At 71.5% G+C, this 17,683-nt stretch carries 12 protein-coding genes and 1 pseudogene; 5 read left to right on the top strand and 8 right to left on the bottom strand.

The genetic code is table 11. The annotated features are described in order from the left end of the window. Position 1: 1 nt before the first annotated feature. The 3 genes from ACQP26_RS19530 to ACQP26_RS19520 are packed head-to-tail and all read left to right on the top strand — an operon-like array spanning position 2 to position 4,416. Entirely contained in the window at positions 2–2,251 is a 2,250-nt protein-coding gene (locus tag ACQP26_RS19530; protein WP_433493615.1) for an acyl-CoA dehydrogenase family protein, read from the top strand. Between the two features lie 12 nt (positions 2,252–2,263). Then, positions 2,264–3,169: a sulfate adenylyltransferase subunit CysD gene (gene cysD / locus ACQP26_RS19525; protein WP_269705262.1), complete on the top strand. Its 906-nt coding sequence runs from the start codon at positions 2,264–2,266 to the stop codon at positions 3,167–3,169. Then, the gene (locus ACQP26_RS19520) at positions 3,169–4,416 is read left to right on the top strand and encodes a sulfate adenylyltransferase subunit 1 (RefSeq protein WP_269705263.1); all 1,248 of its coding nucleotides are present in this window, start codon (positions 3,169–3,171) and stop codon (positions 4,414–4,416) included. The genes cysD and ACQP26_RS19520 overlap by 1 nt, the downstream gene beginning before the upstream one ends. Positions 4,417–4,546: 130 nt before the next feature. Here ACQP26_RS19520 and ACQP26_RS19515 read toward each other — a convergent pair whose 3' ends face one another. Next, a complete protein-coding gene (locus ACQP26_RS19515; RefSeq protein WP_433493614.1) occupies positions 4,547–6,985 on the bottom strand; it encodes a non-ribosomal peptide synthetase in 2,439 nt (812 codons plus the stop codon). Between the two features lie 70 nt (positions 6,986–7,055). Next, positions 7,056–11,138: a non-ribosomal peptide synthetase gene (locus tag ACQP26_RS19510; protein WP_433493613.1), complete on the bottom strand. Its 4,083-nt coding sequence runs from the start codon at positions 11,136–11,138 to the stop codon at positions 7,056–7,058. A 316-nt stretch (positions 11,139–11,454) separates the two neighbouring features. Between ACQP26_RS19510 and ACQP26_RS19505 the strand changes: the two genes are divergently transcribed. After that, positions 11,455–12,798 carry an MFS transporter gene (locus ACQP26_RS19505; protein ID WP_433493612.1) on the top strand — a complete coding sequence of 448 codons (1,344 nt, stop codon included), beginning with the start codon at positions 11,455–11,457 and terminating at the stop codon, positions 12,796–12,798. A gap of 46 nt (positions 12,799–12,844) precedes the next feature. On the opposite strand, the gene ACQP26_RS19500 is transcribed toward ACQP26_RS19505, so the two are convergent. The 5 genes from ACQP26_RS19500 to ACQP26_RS19480 all read right to left on the bottom strand — a co-directional run bounded on the left by ACQP26_RS19500 (position 12,845) and on the right by ACQP26_RS19480 (position 15,816). After that, positions 12,845–13,510 (bottom strand): response regulator, encoded by a 666-nt coding sequence (locus ACQP26_RS19500; protein ID WP_269705267.1) that lies wholly within the window; start codon positions 13,508–13,510, stop codon positions 12,845–12,847. Between the two features lie 390 nt (positions 13,511–13,900). Then, positions 13,901–14,065, bottom strand: coding sequence for a hypothetical protein (locus ACQP26_RS19495; protein WP_433493611.1), 165 nt, complete (start codon positions 14,063–14,065; stop codon positions 13,901–13,903). 475 nt (positions 14,066–14,540) lie between these two features. Further along, entirely contained in the window at positions 14,541–15,245 is a 705-nt protein-coding gene (locus ACQP26_RS19490; RefSeq protein WP_433493610.1) for an SGNH/GDSL hydrolase family protein, read from the bottom strand. Beyond that, complete coding sequence (locus tag ACQP26_RS19485) at positions 15,242–15,472, bottom strand: hypothetical protein (RefSeq protein ID WP_433493609.1); 231 nt, start codon at positions 15,470–15,472, stop codon at positions 15,242–15,244. Before ACQP26_RS19485 ends, ACQP26_RS19490 begins: the two co-directional genes overlap by 4 nt. 11 nt (positions 15,473–15,483) lie before the next feature. Further along, positions 15,484–15,816 (bottom strand): class I SAM-dependent methyltransferase, encoded by a 333-nt coding sequence (locus ACQP26_RS19480; protein ID WP_433493608.1) that lies wholly within the window; start codon positions 15,814–15,816, stop codon positions 15,484–15,486. A 90-nt stretch (positions 15,817–15,906) separates the two neighbouring features. On the opposite strand from ACQP26_RS19480, the gene ACQP26_RS19475 reads away from it, so the two are divergent. Further along, the gene (locus ACQP26_RS19475) at positions 15,907–16,491 is read left to right on the top strand and encodes a TetR/AcrR family transcriptional regulator (RefSeq protein WP_281577375.1); all 585 of its coding nucleotides are present in this window, start codon (positions 15,907–15,909) and stop codon (positions 16,489–16,491) included. A gap of 554 nt (positions 16,492–17,045) precedes the next feature. On the opposite strand, the pseudogene ACQP26_RS19470 reads toward ACQP26_RS19475, so the two are convergent. Beyond that, a pseudogene (locus tag ACQP26_RS19470) lies at positions 17,046–17,675 on the bottom strand (GNAT family N-acetyltransferase); the annotation flags it as partial. Positions 17,676–17,683 lie beyond the last annotated feature (8 nt).

The following is a 17,683-nucleotide window of genomic DNA, read 5'->3' as shown; positions in this document are numbered from 1 at the left end:
GATGGAGACCAGTATCGACGTCGACGAGGGCCACGAGCGGTTCCGCCGGTCCGTGCGGGACCGGCTCGCCGACCCCGAGCTGCGCCGTGAGCTGGCCGCGCTGCGGGCCGGCGGGCAGCCGGAGCCGGACGCCCGGGAGGTCTACCGCCACCTCGGCCGGCTGCGGCTGCTCGCGCCGAACTGGCCCGAGGAGTACGGCGGGGATGGCCTGGGGCACAGCGCCGCGGCGATCGTCTACGAGGAGTTGGTACGCGCCGACGTGCCGGACACGTTGCACGTCAACACCATTCAGATCGTCGCGCTGTTCCTGCTGCTCGCCGGCAGCCCGGAACAGAAGGCCGCGCACCTGCCCGCGATGGCCCGGGGCGAACGCTTCGCCAGCGTCCTCTACACCGAGCCGGAGGCCGGCTCCGACCTGGGCGGTTTGCGGACCACCGCCACACGCGACGGGGACGGCTGGCGCCTCGACGGGGTCAAGGTGTTCAGCCTCAAGAGCGACATCACCGATCTCGGCCTGTGCGCGGCGCGTACCGGATCGGGCGCGGGCCGCTACGACGGCATCACCCTGTTCCTGGTGGACCTGCACGCCGACGGGGTGGCGCGCAGCCGGATCCCGAGCATCGCCGACGAGCAGTTCCACCGCGTCGAGCTGACCGGGGTGCGGGTCGGGCCGGACGCGGTGCTCGGCGAGGTCGGGCAGGGCTGGCCGCTGCTGTCGCAGGCGTTGGCGATCGAGCGGACCGGCCTGGACTACACGCTCAAGGCCGAGCGATGGTACGAGGCCGCGGTGGCGGGACTCGGCCACGACGACAGCCCGGCCGAGGCGGCGCTGCTCGTCGACGCCGGAAGGTTCGACGCCCGGCTCGCGGCCAGCCGGGCGCTGGCGTGGTCCGTGCTGACGAGGCTGGAGGCCACCGACACGGCCGACGAGGCCGCCACCGCTGTGGCGAAGCTGTACAGCAGCGAGCTGGCCCAGGAGGTGGCCGGCTGGGCGGTCGGCGTGCACGGGCTCGGCTACCACCCTGCGGTGCTGGGGCGGCGGCGGGCGGACGTGCTGGAGGCGGCGTACCGGGAGGCGCCGGGTCTGACCTTCTCCGCCGGTGCCTCGGAGGTGATGCTCCAGATCATCGCGAACCTCGCGCTGGACGACCCGGACCCGGCCGCCGGTGGCCCCGCCGATCCGATGCGGGACCGGCTGCGGCAGGTGATGCGCGGCCGGCTCGCCCGGGTGCCGGTGCACGCGTCGGGCGCGGACCCACAGGCCGCGTGGGACGCCGTACGGCGGGGCGGGGCGTGCACGCTGGACGTCCCGGTCGCCGCCGGGGGCATGGAGCTGGGACTCGGGGCGGCGGTGGTGGTCGCCGAGGAACTCGGGCGGGCGGCGGCCGTCACGCCGTACCCGGCGGTGGCGGCGGCGATCGACGCGGCGCTCGCCGGCGGTGCGTCCGAGGACATGCTCGCGGAACTGGTCGCCGGCGCGGTGCCGGCGGACATGGGGGGTTTCGACCCGGTGTCGGTGACGGCCGCCCCGGACGGCGACGGGGCGTGGAAGGCGTCAGGCGCGATCCCCGTGGACGGCACGGACGTGGCGGTGCTGCTGCCGGTCGCCGTCGAGGACGGCACGGCACTGGCGCTGCTGCCGGCCGGCAGCACCGTGCCGTCGGCCGAGATCCCGGGCGTCACGGACGCGGCTGGGGTCCGTATTCCAGGTGAGCGGTTGCTCTGCCGGGACGTGGCGCTCGACGACTGCCCGGAGGGCGTCGTCGGGCGGGCCCGCATCCGCCAGGCCGCCCTGCTGCTCGGGCTGGCGCAGGGAGCGCTGGGCGAGGCGGTGCGGCACACCGGCGCCCGGGAACAGTTCGGCCGGCGGCTGCGCGACTTCCAGAGCGTGGAGTTCGCGCTCGCCGGCGCGTACGCGGAGGTGGCCGCGCTGCGGCTGCTCGTGGAACAGGCGGCGGAGCTGGCCGACGCGGACCGTCCGTTCGGCGTGGCCGGCACCCGGGCGCTGGCCCTGGCCGCGGAGACGACGTTGGAGGTGACCCGGCTGGCCATGCACGTGTGCGGTGCCCGTGGTCTCACGCCGCAGCTCCGGGTCGCGCCCTACTACCTGCGGGGCCGGTCCGAGGCGGTACGCCTGGGCCGTCCGGTGGCGCTCTGGCACGAGCTCGGCGCCCGGGCGGTAGCGCGCTCCCGGCGAGATGACAGTGGCGGCGCCGCCGCCGACGCAGCGCCCGGCGCGGGCGCGGATTGACGAGGTGAACCGATGTCCGTGTACCGACTCTCCCATCTGGAGGCGCTGGAGGCCGAGGCGCTGCACGTGCTACGTGAGGTGGCGGCGGAGGCCGACCGGCCAGCGCTGATGTTCTCCGGCGGCAAGGACTCCATCGTCATGCTGCATCTGGCCCGGCTCGCGTTCTGGCCCGCGCCGGTGCCGTTCCCGATGCTGCACGTGGACACCGGGCACAACTTCCCGGAGGTGCTGGCCTTCCGCGACCGCCTGGTCGAGGAGTGGCGGTTGCGCCTGGTCGTGTCCTCGGTGCCGGAGATGATCGCCGACGGGCGGATCGTCGAGCCGCCCGGGGAGCCGTCCCGCAACCGCCTGCAGACCCCGGCGCTGCTGGAGGCTGTCACCCGGCACCGTTTCGACGCGCTGTTCGGCGGTGCCCGTCGCGACGAGGAGAAGGCCCGGGCCAAGGAACGGGTGCTGTCCTTCCGGGACGAGTTCGGCCAGTGGGATCCGAAGAACCAGCGGCCGGAACTGTGGAACCTCTACAACGGGCTGCTGCGGCCGGGGGAGCACCTGAGGGTGTTCCCGCTGTCCAACTGGACCGAGCTGGACGTGTGGCAGTACATCGCCGAGCGCCGGATCGAGGTCCCCTCGATCTACTTCGCGCACAAGCGGGAGGTGTTCCGCCGGGACGGGATGATCTTCTCGGTCGGCCCGTACCTGCCGATGCGGGACGGGGAGAGCAGCGCGGAGGAGCAGGTCCGGTTCCGCACGGTGGGCGACATGAGCTGCACCGGCGCGGTGAGCTCGACGGCCACCACCGTCGAGGAGGTGCTGCGGGAGGTGGCCGCGAGCCGGCTCACCGAACGCGGGGCCACCCGGGCCGACGACCGGGTCAACGAGAGCGCCATGGAGGACCGCAAGAGGGAAGGGTATTTCTGATGGACCTGCTCCGGATCGCCACCGCCGGCTCGGTCGACGACGGCAAGAGCACACTGATCGGGCGGTTGCTCTACGACACCAGCGCCGTGCCCGAGGACCAGCTCGACGCCGTCGAGCAGACCAGCGAGCGGATGGGCGCCGACGAGGTGAACCTGGCGCTGCTCACCGACGGCCTGCGCGCCGAACGCGAGCAGGGCATCACCATCGACGTCGCCCACCGCTACTTCGCCACCGCCCGCCGCAAGTTCATCATCGCCGACACGCCGGGGCACGTGCAGTACACCCGGAACATGGTCACCGGTGCCTCCACCGCCAACCTGGCCGTGGTGCTCGTCGACGCGCGGGTCGGGCTGACCGAGCAGAGCCGCCGGCACGCGTTCCTGTGCTCGCTACTCGGCGTGCCCCACCTGGTGCTGGCGATCAACAAGATGGACCTGGTGGACCACGACGAGGCCGTGTACCGGCGGATCCGGGACGAGTTCACCGAGTTCGCCACCCGGCTGCGCATCCCGGACGTGACCGCCATCCCGATGTCCGCGCTGCGCGGCGACAACGTCGTGCACCGGTCCGCGCGGATGCCATGGTACGAGGGCCCGCCGCTGCTGCACCACCTGGAGGAGGTGCACGTCGCGTCCGACCAGAACCTGGTCGACCTGCGGCTCCCGGTGCAGTACGTGATCCGCCCGCGCACCGACGAGCACCACGACTACCGCGGCTACGCGGGGCAGGTGGCCGCGGGTGTGGTCCGGGTCGGTGACGAGGTGGTCGCGCTGCCCAGCGGGATGACCAGCCGGGTCACCGCGATCGACGGTCCGCTCGGGCCGGTGGAGGAGGCGTTCGCGCCGATGTCGGTGACCGTACGACTGGCCGACGACATCGACGTGTCCCGGGGCGACCTGCTCGCCCGCCCCAACAACCAGCCGCGCGCCACCCAGGACCTGGGCGCCGTGGTGTGCTGGATGGACACCGCGCGGCTCACCGCCGGTTCCCGGCTCCTGGTGAAGCACACCACCCGGGTGGTTCCGTCGATCGTCACCTCGCTGCGGTACGGCATCGACGTGAACACGCTGCACCGGCACGACACCGACGAGCTGGAGTTCAACGGGATCGGCCGGATCGGCCTGCGGACCACCCAGCCGCTGATGTGCGACGACTACCGGCTCAACCGGTCCACCGGCTCGTTCATCCTCATCGACCCGGTCTCCAAGCGAACGGTGGGCGCGGGCATGGTCCGCGCCTCCGGCTGATCCGCCCGGCCCGACGACGGCTGGTGTCCCCGGACACCGGCCGTCGTCGTGTGTGCGCCGCCCTGCCGGTGGTCCGGGTGCGACGCCGGCCCCCGCTCGGTGCTCCGGGCGGGGGCCGGTGGGGTGGTGCTCAGGCGGCGTCGGCCAGCTCCAGCACTTCACGGACGACCGCGGCACGACGGCGCAGCCGGTCGGCGGCCGAGCCGGCCAGCAATGCCTCGGCGAACAGCCGCACGGTCGGCCGGCTGAAGAACATCGCCGTGTCCACGTCGATCCGGAGCAGGTCCCGGAGCACACCCAGCGCCCGGGTCACGGTGAGCGAGTGCGCGCCCAGGTCGAAGACGTTGGCGTCGGCGTCGACCCGGTCGACGCCGAGCAGGTCGGCCCAGACCATGGCGAGCACGGCCGTCACGTCGTCGGCCGGCGCCGGGGCGGCCGTTCCGGCATCGGCCGGTGTGTCCGTTGCCGCCGCGCGCAACCGGGCCCGGTCGACCTTGCCGTTGGGCAGCAGCGGCAGCTCCGCGACGGGCACCAGCCGGGCCGGCACCCACGCCTCGGGGAGCTGCGTACGCAGCCGGTCGGCCAGCGCCGCCGGGTCCGGCTGCCCGTCGTGCACCACGTACCCGACGAGCACCGACTCGCCGTGACGCTCCTCGGCCAGCACGCACGCCTGGCGTACCCCGGGCTGATCGAGCAGGGTCCGCTCCACCTCGCGCGGCTCCACCCGGAAACCGCGGATCTTGACCTGGTCGTCGGCGCGGCCGACGAAGACCAGGTCACCGGCGGGGGTCAGGACACACACGTCGCCGGTGTCGTAGACCCGCCCTCCGGTGAGATCCGGCCGGCCGGGCGGATGGGCCACCGACTGGAAGCGCTGCCCGGTCTGCTCGTGGTCGCCGAGATACCCGCGGGCCACCCCGGCACCCCCGATGAACAGCCGGCCGGGAACGCCGACCGGAGTGGGGCGGCCCTCTGGGTCGCGCAGCTCGGCCCACACGTGTGACAGCGGCGCACCGAGGGAGACGTCCCGTCCCGGCCGGGCGGGTGCGGCACCGGCGAACGCGCCGACTGTCGTCTCCGTCGGCCCGTAGTGGTTGTAGACCCGCAGCTCGGGCCGGAGAGCACGGAGCCGCTCCAGCAGCGCGGGGTCGAGCCGTTCCCCGCCGAGCACCAGCGTGCGGGCCGGGAGGCAGGCCGGGCCCTGCGGGTCGGCGAGGAGCGCCGCCAGGTGGGACGGGGCCATCTTGACCAGGTCGACTCCGGCCGCGCGTAGGTGGGCGGCGAACCGGCCCGCGTCGAGACGGGCGGCCGCCGGGACGGCCGCGACAGTGCCGCCGTGGGCCAGGGTGGGGAACGTGGCGGTGTAGCCGAGGTCGGCGCCGATACCGGCCGGGCTGGCGGTGGTGACGCCGGGGCCGAGGGAGAGCAGCGCGGCCACGGAACGGGCGTACGCCGACAGTTGCCCGTGCTCCACCGCGACGGCCTTGGGCGTCCCGGTGGAGCCGGAGGTGAACAGCACGTACGCCAAGTCGCCGGGATCCCCGGCGGGAACCGGCGGCGGACCGGCCGGTGCCGGGGCGTCCAGCGGCAGGATCGGCACGTCGCTCAGCGCCGAACGGTCGGTCCCCGGCCCGGTCAGCACGACGCTCGCGCCTGCCCGGCGGACGAGCGTGCGGATCCGCTCCACCGGCAGGGTCGGGTCGAGGGGCAGGAAGGCCGCACCGGCGGTCATCGCGGCCAGCGCACCGGTCAGGAACGACGTCAGGTCGTCCGCGAGCACGCCCACGATCTGCTGCGTCGCGGCGGCCGGGAGGTGGCTGCGCAGCGCCGCCGCGTACCGGAGCATGTCGGCGCGGAGCGCGCCGTAGGTACGGACGGCCGGTCCGTCGACGATCGCGCGGGCGTCCGGGTTCTCCGCGCCGTGCCGCAGCACCGCCAGGTGGCAGGGCTCGGCCGGCGGGTCGTCCAGCCGGTCGCCGGTGAGCCGGTGGCGGATCCACGCCAGCTCCTCGTCGCCGACGACGTGTGTGACCGGTCGTCCGGCGGCGACAGCACCGGGGATCCGCGTCAGCACGGTGTGCAGCCGCTGCGCGAACAGCTCCGCGGCTCTGCCGTCCAGGTCCTCGCCGTGGACGTGCACGGCGGTGGCGGGACGCCCGGCGATCCGCAGCGCGAGGGCAGTGCCGGCGCGGACTGGGCCGTCCCCGGCCGGTGCGGGGGACCAGCACACCAGGGGGTCCGGCGCCGGGATGCCGTCCACGGTGTCGACGGCCGCGGCGCGGATGCGGTCGAGCAGGTCCGGCACGGTCGGCGGCTCCGCGAGGTCGACCGGGACGCTTCGCCGGCCGGCCAGCCCGGTCAGGACCAGCTCGCCCGGGTGCCGCAGGGCGAACTGGACGATCGCGGTCGCAGCGGCGAGTAACTCGTCCTCGCCGGCGGCCGCGGCCGTGGCCGCGTCGCGCAGCGCCCGGACCGTGGCCGGCGGCAGCGGCCGGGCGGAATCCTCGGCGGCCGGGCCCGCAACGCGGACGCTGACAGCCGGGGTGTGACGTGCATCGGTAGTGCGCACCGTGACACTCCTAGGTCGACAGCCCGGTGCCGGCATCGCCGGCACCGGGCGGGGACGGACGGGGTCGCTCTCAACTACGCTCGTGAATCAGATCGTCGATGATTGATGCGACGTCGGTCAGGTGTGGTTCCCGCAGCATGCTGTAGTGGGTACCCGGCACCCGCCGGTGCTCGACCCGGGCGAGGTTCGCCTCGATCCACCGACGCGTGTGGTGGTCGCCCGAACCCTCCGCGGTCAGCAGCGACACCACCCCGTCGTACGGTGCCGGACGGTAGCGGCGGAACGCCAACGCGTTGGCCCGGAACACCGCGCTGCGACGGGCCATCTCGTCGACCGCCTCGGCCGGCACGAGTCCTCGCTCGCGGAGCGCGGCCAGGACCGCCGCGGTCCGCTCATCGGGTGGCAGCGCGGCGAGCCGGTCGCGGTCCAGCGCCGGTACGTCGGCGTCCTGGAGCGCCGCGACGTCCTCCGCGAAGTCGATCAACAGATCGGTGTCGTCCGGCAGCGGGCCGTCCCCGGCCGGGGACGAGGTGTCCAGCAGAAGCAGCAGCTCCACCCGCTCGCCGTCCCGGGTCAGCCGGCCGGCCATCTCGTAGGCCACCATCCCGCCGAACGACCAGCCACCGAGCCGGTACGGCCCGTGCGGCTGGCGGCGGCGCAGCTCCGCGACGTACCGGGCCGCCATCTCCGGCAGGTCCGTGCACGGCTCGCCGTCGTGCAGCCCCGCGGCCTCGAAACCCCACACCGGCAGGTCGGTGGGGAGCAGCGCGACCAATGGCAGGTACGGCACGACCGAGCCGCCGACCGGGTGCACCAGGTGCAGTGGTGTCCGGCTCCCCTCGGCTCGCAGCGGTACCAGCGACGAGGCCGTCGCCCGATCCGCGCCGTCGGTGCGGACCGTGTCGATGGCGGTGGCCATGGTGGTGAGGGTGGGGTGGGTGTAGAGGGTGCGTAGGGGGAGGTTGATGTGGAAGTGGTTGTGGATGTGGGTGATGAGTTGGATGGCATGGAGGCTGTTGCCGCCGGTGGTGAAGAAGTTGTCGTGGGGTTGGGGGTTGGGGTTGTTGGTGAGGGTGGTCCAGATGGTGGCGAGGGTGTGTTCGGTGGGGGTGTGGGGTTGGTGGTGGGTGGGGGTGTCGGTGTGGGGGAGGGGGAGTTGTTTGCGGTCGATTTTTCCGCTGGTGGTGAGGGGGAGGTGGGTGATGGGGGTGATGGTGGCGGGGATGAGGTGCAGGGGGAGGTGGTCGGTGAGCCAGGTGCGTAGGTCGGTGGTGAGTTGGTCGGGGTGGGGGTGGTCGGTGGTGATCCAGGCGATGAGGTGGGGGGTGGTGTGGGGGTCGGGTTGGTGGGTGCCGGCGATGGCGTGGTTGATGTGGGGGTGGGTGGTGAGGGTGTTTTCGATTTCGCCGAGTTCGATGCGTTGGCCGTTGATTTTGACCTGGTGGTCGTTGCGGCCGAGGTATTCGAGGGTGCCGTCGGGGTTCCAGGTGGCGATGTCGCCGGTGCGGTAGAGGCGTTGGCCGGTGGTGGGGTGGGTGATGAAGGTGTGATGGGTGAGGTCGTCGCGGTGGTGGTAGCCGCGGGCGAGGCAGGTGCCGGCGAGGTGGAGTTCGCCGGGGATGCCGATGGGGGTGGGTTGGTGGTGGGGGTCGAGGACGTGGCATTGGGTGTTGGCGATGGGTCGGCCGATGGGGATGGTGGGGTCGGTGTGGTGGGGGTGGCATTGCCAGTAGGTGACGTCGACGGCGGCTTCGGTGGGGCCGTAGAGGTTGTGGAGTTCGGCGTCGAGGTGGGTGAAGAAGCGGTCGCGTAGGTCGGCGGTGAGGGCTTCGCCGCTGCAGAAGACGCGGGTGAGGGTGGTGGGTGCGGTGGTGGTGTCGAGGTGGTTCAGGAAGTGGCGGAGCATGGCGGGGACGAAGTGGACGGTGGTGATGTTCTCGCTGGTGATGGTGTGGGTGAGGTAGGCGTTGTCGCGGTGTCCTTCGGGTCGGGCGAGGACGAGGCGGGCGCCGACCATGAGGGGCCAGAAGAACTCCCAGACGGAGACGTCGAAGGTGTAGGGGGTTTTCTGCAGGACGGCGTCGTGGGCGTGCAGCGGGTAGGTGTGTTGCATCCAGCGCAGGCGGTTGTCGATGGCGCGGTGTTCGACCATGACGCCTTTGGGTTGGCCGGTGGAGCCGGAGGTGTAGATGACGTAGGCCAGGTTGTCGGGGGTGACCGTGGTCTCGGGTGGGGTGTCGGGGTGGGTGGCGACGGTGGGCCAGTCCGTGTCCAGGGCCAGGTGGGCGGTGGTGGCGGGGAGCCGGTCGGTGAGGTGGTGCTGGGTGAGTACGACGGGCACGCCGGTGTCGTCGATGAGGTAGCGCAGGCGTTCGCGGGGATGGTCGGGGTCCAGGGGGACGTAGGCGGCGCCGGCTTTGAGGGTGGCCAGGAGGGCCACGACGAGTTCGGTGCTGCGCTGGGCGCAGATGCCGACGAGCCGGTCGGGTCCGGCGCCGAGGTCGATGAGGTGCCGGGCGAGTTGGTTGGCGCGTCGGTCCAGTTGTGCGTAGGTGAGGTCGGCGCCGGCGTAACGCACGGCCACCGCGTCGGGAGTGCGGGCGGCCTGCCGGCTGATCGTCTCGTGCAGACACGCCGCGGGTCCGTAGTCCACCGCCGTGTCGTTGAAAGAGTCCAGCAGCCGCTGTTCCTCCTCGTCCAGCAACGGCAGCCGACTCACCGGCAGCCCCGGATCAGCCACCGCGGCGGCCAGCACCCGACCCAGATGAGCGACCAACCGCCGAACCCGACCCTCCCCGAACAACTCCGTCGAATATTCGACGAGCACTTCGAGTTCGTCATCGGGGCCCTGAATGGCGGTCACCGTCATGTCGAACCGCGACCGGGTGGTGTGGAAGGGGAGCATTTCCCCGGGCACCTCACCCAATCCGAAACCCGAATCCGCCGGCCCCGACGAACGCAGGGAGAAGCTGGTTTGGAAGAGGGGGTTTCGGCTGGGGTCGCGTGGGGGTTTGAGGTGGCTGACGAGGGTGCTGAAGGGGATGTCCTGGTGTTGCAGGGCGCCGAGGACGGTGTCGTTGCAGCGGTTGATCAGGGTGTGGAAGTCGGGGTCGCCGGTGAGGTCGGTGCGGAGCACGACGGTGTTGGCGAAGTAGCCGACGAGGGGTTCGACTTCGGGGTGGTGGCGGCCGCTGAACACGGAGCCGACGGTGATGTCGCTCTGGCCGGTGTAGCGGGACAGGACCACGGTGAAGCCGGCCAGGAGGGTGGCCAGGAGAGAGGCGTTGTGGTCGGTGGCGAGTCGGCGGAGGCGGTGGCCGAGGTCGCGGGGCAGGTGGGCCCGGTAGCTGGCGCCGGCCCAGGTGCGTTCGGCGGGGCGGGGCCGGTCGGTGGGCAGGTCGAGGGTGGGCAGGTCGCGCAGGTTGTGTTCCCAGTAGATGAGGTGTTCGCGGAGGGTGTCGCCGGTGAGGTGGCGGCGTTGCCAGGCGGCGACGTCGGCGGGCTGGACGGTCAGCGGGGGTAGCTGGGGTTGCCGGCCCTGGGTGAGGGCCTGGTAGGCCTCGGACAGTTCGTGGGTGAGGATGCTGACCGACCAGCCGTCGGTGACGGCGTGGTGCAGGCTCAGCAGCAGCACGTGGTCGTCGGTGTGCAGGCGCAGCAGGGCGGCGCGCAGCAGCGGGCCGGTGGCCAGGTCGAACGGCCGCTGGGCCTCGGTGTCGGCGTGGCGGACCGCTTCGGTGAACGGGTCCTCGGCGGTGGACAGGTCGATCACCGGCAGGTCCGGGCCGTCGCCGGCAGCGTCGATGAGCAGGCGCGGACTGCCGTCGCCTGCGGTGGTGAACCGGGTCCGTAACGCCTCGTGCCGGGCGGTCAGCAGCCGTAACCCCGACCGCAACGCCGTCACGTCCAGCTCACCACGCAGCCGCAACGCGAACGGCACGTTGTAGACCGTCTGCCCCGGATCCAACCGGTCCAGGAACCACAACCCCTCCTGCTGGAACGACGGCAACAACGGCTCGTCCCGCGACACCACCGGCACACCCCGTTGCACCGACGCCCGCTCCCGCAACCGCCGCCGCAACAACTCCTGCTTGACGTCGGACAGCATCGACACTCGATCCGTCGTGGCGTCCTCTCGCCGCATCTGCGTCATGGCCCCTCGCTCGTCGGTCGCGGGAATCTGATCCGGAATGCTCCTCACGCTAGGCAGCGCGGAGGACGGCGTCTGCCTCGTGACGTTGATTCGGCAGGCGCTGCTGGGTTGCAGTTGAGCGGCTCAAACGCATTTTCCGAGGTAATCAGCGCCATCATTTTGCTTACCTTGATGACGTCGCCGGGCCGAGTGCCCGGGTTGGCGGTAACGTCGGTATGCCCGGGACGTCCCCCGTCCCGAGCCTGAAGTTCGCCGGGCACGCCTTTCGCACGGCAACCCCCTTTGACGTACGCGAGCCCGCAGTGGAGGACCGCAGGTGAAGGCATCCGCAGACGTCCCGTTGAACCGCAACGCCAGCTTCCTCAAGTTGTGGGGCGGGCAGTCGGTCGCGCTGCTGGGCAGCAAGGTGTCGCAGTTGGCGCTGCCGCTGGTGGCGATCTACACCCTGGATGCCAGCCCGTCCATGGTCGGCCTGATCGGCACCGCGACGTTCCTGCCGTACCTGTTGTTCGCCCTCTGGGCGGGGGCCTGGATCGACAGGCGTCGCCGGCTCCCCATCATGATCACCACCGACGTGGTGCGTGGCGTCGTCCTGCTCGGCATCCTCGGCCTGGCGGTGACCGGCACGCTGACCATGTGGATCATGCTGGGCCTGGTCTTCGTGTTCAGCACCTGCTCGGTGCTGTTCGAGCTCTGCTACTACTCGTTCGTCCCGTCGATCGTGCCGTCTCGTGACCTTGTCGCGGCGAACAGCCGGTTGCAGGCCAGCGACTCGGTCGCCGAAGTCGGCGGTCCCGGCCTCGGCGGTGTGCTGGTGCAACTGCTCACCGCACCGTTCGCGCTGCTGGCACAGATGATCTCGTTCGTCGTGTCGGCCGTGACGCTGGCGTCGATCCGGGACCGGGAGCCGCAGCCCGAGCCGCCTGCCGGGGGCGCTCCACCGATCATGGCCCAGATCCGCCAGGGCCTGGTGACTGTCGTACGCGCTCCGTTGCTGCGTACCCTCGTGGTGAGCGCCGCCCTCTACAACTTCTTCGCCAACTGGGTGATGGCGTTGTTCCCGGTCTTCGCCGTCCGGGCGCTGGACCTCAACGCCGCGACGATCGGTCTGATCCGCTCCTGCGGGGCGATCGGTGGCGTGCTCGGTGCCGTCGCCGCCGGGCGGCTGATCGCGCGGCTGGGCATCGGCCGCTCGTACCTGGCGTCGATCGTCCTGCCGTTCGTGGCGTTCGTCGTCATCGCCGTGACGCCGGCGAACACGGCGTTCACCGTGGTGGTGCTGACCGTGGCGTTCGCCGCCAGCGGCTTCCTCGTCGTGTCGAACGTGGTCGCGATCAGTGTCCGGCAGACCATCACCCCCAACGACCTGCTCGGCCGGATGAACGCCACCTACAAGTTCATCTCCTACGGGGTGATCGCCCTGGGCACCTTCGCCGGCGGAGTGGTCGGCGACCTGCTCAGCCTCCGGACCGGAATGATCATCGGTGCGGTGGGTCTGGTGCTCAACGTGCTCTGGATCCTGACCAGCCCGCTGCGGCCCATGCGTGAGCTGCCGGAGCCGGTCGACGAGACGCCGGCATCGGGGCCGGAGCCCGGGGCCGACCGGGAGGCGCCGCCACCGCGCGAGGTGGTCGAGGATGCGCCGATCAGCCGGGGCTGAGCAACTTCCGTCGGTGGCTCCGCCCCGGCCCACCGACCGCACGCGGTCAGTTGAAGTTGACCAGCCCGGCCTGATAGGCGAAGGAGACGAGCTGGGCGCGGTCCCGGACCTGGAGCTTGCACCGCAGCCGATAGATGTGGGTCCGCACCGTCGCCACGCCGATGTAGAGCTTGCTCGCGATCTGCTCGACCGACAGCCCTTGCGCGGTGAGCAGCAGGATCTCCCGCTCCCTGGTGGTGAGCGTCATGGCCAGGGGGTCCAGCGGACGCGGCCGGTCGGTCTCGTGCTTGCGGAACCAGTCGAGCAGTCGCCGGGCCACCGACGGGCCGAGCATCGCCTGCCCCCGGGCCACCGCCCGGATCGCGAGCACCAGCTCCTCGCGGCTGGCGTCATCCGACAACAGCGCGTTGGCTCCGGCCCGCAGCACCTCCGTGTGCGTCTCCTCGGAGCCCTCGACCGCGTACACCACCACCGGGGGGTTGGTCTGTTCGTTGTCGCCGCGCAGCCGACGGGTCAGGTCGGTGCCCGACATTCCGCGCAGGCGTAAGCCGGTCACCACGGCGTGGGGCCGTTCGGAGCGTACGAGCATCAGGGCGTGCACACCGCTGTCCGCCACACCCACGATCTCGAAGTCGGGCTCCGCCGACAGCAACCGCTGCAAGCCGGCAGTGACCAGCGGTCGCTCGTCGCAGATGAGTACCCGAAGCGCCATCCTGGGAACACCCCCGTTTGTCCGGCCCTTCCATCGGCAGCCGAGGGAGGGCCCCTGTCCTGTCGGCAGGCCGTGAAATATTCACGGACCTGATTGCGAAGATTAAGTGCCCTCCGGCAACTGTGCTATTCAGCGCATGCACGCTTACTTTCCGTTACTGGAGTCCTCGGGCCGTCCGAAGTGAGTTGACCTGCCTGTTTCCAACCGAGGCACGCATAGTTCTGGTAGAACCTTTCGGATGATGGGATCCGGCGGGCGGAAAGTTCCGGCATCTGAAACGTTGCCGTCCGGCTTGACACTCTGTTGCCGGCACCACAAACGGCCGGCGCCTGCACCTGTGCTACCGGTCCAGGTCGGCGAGGACCGCCGCCAGTACGGGACCGAGCTGCCTCAGTGCCGGGTGCGCATCATGCGGTGGTGCGTCGTGGCGACCTCGTGCGTGGTGATGTGACCGCCGATGTAGGGACGCCATTGATCCGCCAACCCGGACGGGCCGGCCGTGCAGAGCAGCAGGTCGCCCCCGAACACGCTCGGCGTGAAGCGCCATCCGACCACCCGGCGGGCCGTACGGGTCGGGCACGAACCGCTCGGCCGTCAGCCCGGGACGGTTGCCGTATCCCCGGGGCAGGCCCGCGCCGGCGGTGTACAGGTCACCCACGACCCCGACCGGCACCGGGCGCAGGCAGGCATCGAGCTAGCCGCTGTTCGACGAACTCCTTTGCCGTCGCGCTCAGTCTCTCCCGGTCCACGGCGGCGCCGGCCGGGTCTGGCATGACGTGCCCGATCAGGCATCGCTCGCCCCGTGCGTCCGTGCCGCGCTTCGCCCGCGGTGTGCGCTGAGGTCCACTTCAGCGCGCACCCTTTCCGTTTTCCGGCTGGTAGTTCTCCGCGGTCACCTCGATCCCGACACCGGTCATGCCGACCGACGGTAGTGCGCCACCGCCGCAGCCATAACCCGATGGTGGACCCGCCTGGCGCGAACGGTGCGAACGACCCAGGGACCCGCCGGTGTGCAGGTCGTGCCGGCTCGTCAGGGCGCTGGTTGGCCAAGACGGAGCCGGTCGGCGACGTCCCGTGCCCAGAATCGGTATCCGTGGGTCGACGGGTGGAAGCGGTCGATGCTGAAGAAGTCGGGTGGCGGCGTCCCGGCGGGTTGGTCGATGAACGACGTTCGGGGGTGGCCGCAGCAGACCTCCCGGGTGACCGCGTCCAGTGCGGCGGCGCGCTCTCCGAGATAGCGCGCGAGGGTGGCCGGAATGGCCGGGAACAGGGTGAACGGCGGAAGTCCCACTACCGCCACCCGGTGTGCGCGGCGGGTGAGCCCGGCGAGGATACCGGTCAGGTCCTCGCGCCAGAGGTCCGGTCCGCGGCCGGCCAGCACGTCGTTCGCGCCGGCGAGCAGTACGACCAGGTCGAGGTCGTCGTGGAGGCGCGGCACGAGCTGGAATCGGATCCGGCGGGAGGTGGCGCCGAACTGGCCGACGGCCTGCCAGTCGACCGGCCGACGGGTGCGGGCGGCCAGTTCCCGTGCGAGGCTGGCCGCGAACGCCTCCTCGCCGTCGGTCACGCCGCAGCCGGCGGCGGTCGAGTCGCCCAGTACGGCCAGGCGCAGCGGCTCCGCCCCGGGGCCGGGGACGGTGCCGCTGACACCGCCACCCGGTGCCGACGCGAGCCGCAGGGTCGAGCGCAGCCAGGCGCCCTGGACCACGACGACCGGCAGCCAGACCGGGTTCATGCCGTCACTCCGGCGCCGTTGCGGGCCAGGGTCAGGGTGGTGCGCAGGTCGAGAGTCACCGTGCCGCCGAGGTCGTCGATCACCCGGCCGAGCAGTTCGAGGCCGCGCTGCCGCAGTTGCGGCGGGGCGGTCAAGAACGGGCCGAAGGTGCGTACCAGTGCGAGGTACCGGTCCCGGGTGAGCGGCAGATGGCGATGGAACTGCTGCATCCGGGCGTCAGTGAACATGTGGCTGGCCATCACGTCGGGTCCAGCCAGTGCCACGCCATGGCGCAGCCGAGCACGTCCACCCCGCCGGGCGGCGGAGTCCACTGCTCGAACGTTCCCGTATACACCTCGGCCCGCGGAACCTTGTCCTTCAGGAGGCCGGCCATGCGTGGATCCGGCTCGATGCAGATCAGCGGCGCGCCGATGGCGGCCAGCACCTCGGTGCCCTTGCCGGTGCCAGCGCCGATCTCGGCCACCGAGGCGGGCCCGCTGCCGTGGTAGGCGACGATCGCATCGGCCACGCCGGCCGGGTAAGCGGGCCGCTCCCGCTCGTGGAGGGCGGCCACGTGACCGAAGACGTTCATGACGACCTCCTGGGCGGCAGCGCCCCCGTGTACGCTGCCGTATACGGAAGGCTAGCTGGCCATGTACGGTGCCGTATACGGTGGAGTGAGGTGGATCACATCAAGTTCGAAACGCGGACCCCGCGAGACCGATGGATCGAGGCCGGCCTTGAGGCGCTCGCATCCGGCGGTCCGGATGCGGTACGGGTCGAGGCGCTGGCCAAGCGGCTCGGCGTATCCAAGGGCGGCTTCTACGGCTTCTTCGCCGACCGTGATGCGCTGCTGACGGCCATGGTGGACACCTGGGAGCGGGAGAGCACCGACGAGGTCATCAACCGTGTCGAGAAGGAAGGCGGCAGCCCGAAGACCCGAATCGCCCGAGCCGGCGTCCAGACCTTCTCCAGTGACCGGCTGCTGCCGATCGACCTGGCGATCCGTGACTGGGCCCGGCGCGACCCGGTGATCGCCGATCGTCTCCGCAGGGTCGACAACCGGCGGATGGGCCTCCTGCGGGAGATGATCGGCACCTTCTGCGACGACCCGGACGAGGTGGAAGCCCGCAGCGTCCTCGCGTTCTGCCTCCTGATCGGCGAGCACTTCCTGGCCGCCGACCACGGCGATCGGTCCCGGGCGCAGGTGCTCCGTCGCGCGGGTGACCTCATCCTGAACCGACACCCGGGCCAAACGCCGGCGTGACCGGCGAGCCCGGCCGCCGCGCGGGCCAGGGTGGCGTCCGCTCATGCCGCGATTCAGCGGTTCGCCGGTCGGGGCGCGCTCAGTCGGGCCAGCAGATCACCGCGTCGCCGGCCCGTGCGGCCGCGACGAGCAAGCGGTACGTCGCTGAGATCGTCACGGACATCGCGCGTGAGACGTGACCGCTCCGCCGGCGTAGGCGTCTTGCGGGGCACACAGAGCCGGGAGGTCTCGACGGCCTCCCGGAGCCATTGCCGGTCGACGTCCGAAACCACACTTCCCCCGTTCCTTGGAAACGTCAGACTGATGTGCGTCGTACCGCACGGCAACGGGTCACTTCTGTGCGCCAGGGACAGGCAGCGGCAGCAACCCGGCGGCGACTGCGGCGACGACGACCAGCAATCCGGTGACTGTGATCACGACGACGCCCGGAAGGCAGTACGCGAGCGCGGGCCACCTGCCCTGATGCGGTCCACACCGATACCGTGCTGTTGTGCGACTGGCCCGTGACCGCCGACAGGGTCCGTTGGCGAGCCTGCAGCTCGGCGGCCGGGCAGGAGCAGCGCTTCGGCTCCCACCGCCCGAAACCCGGCAGCTTGAAACGCCCGCACGCTGCGGGCGTTCCCGGCGGCCTGCTGGGACCAGACCGGCTGCCGATCAGGCACCAGATGCCGTGCGGCCAGCGCCAGCGACCGCCCCAGCCCTTGATGACGAAGCCCTTCATCGACCTCTATGGAGGCCTCCCAGCGGCCCGCCACACCTTGGCCCAGGACGATCACCCCGCCGTCAGCCGCCCAGACGCGAATGTTGTCACGACGGTGGCGCGCTCTGCCCGCTCGGGGGTGATCGGCTTCCAACAGCTCGGTCAGTCGCAGGGGAGGCGCGCCGGCGAGCGGGCTCGCGACAGTCAGCAGATCAATCGTGTCCATGGATCGCCCTGTCCGGCCGAGCAGCGCGCTCAAAAAGCCCGGATTCATGGTGGCGGCCAGGGCATCGCAGTCCAGGGCCGCCAGGACGCCACGTACCCAGAGTGGATCCTCGTCGGTGAATACCACCGAGTGTGCGGTGAACGCGATCACTCCGGCATCGCGATGGTTTGGCTGTGGCACTACGGTGGTTCCGCCGTCCGGTGCGGGAAAGTGCCCGTGCGCGGCAGCATTCAGGATGTCGGCCAATGCACTACTCATGATCAAGC

The sequence above is a fragment of the Micromonospora sp. CA-248089 genome (assembly GCF_050948515.1).
Taxonomy (GTDB): Bacteria; Actinomycetota; Actinomycetes; order Mycobacteriales; family Micromonosporaceae; genus Micromonospora.
Note: the sequence above shows the minus strand (reverse complement) of the source record. Positions and strands in the feature narration are given on the sequence as shown.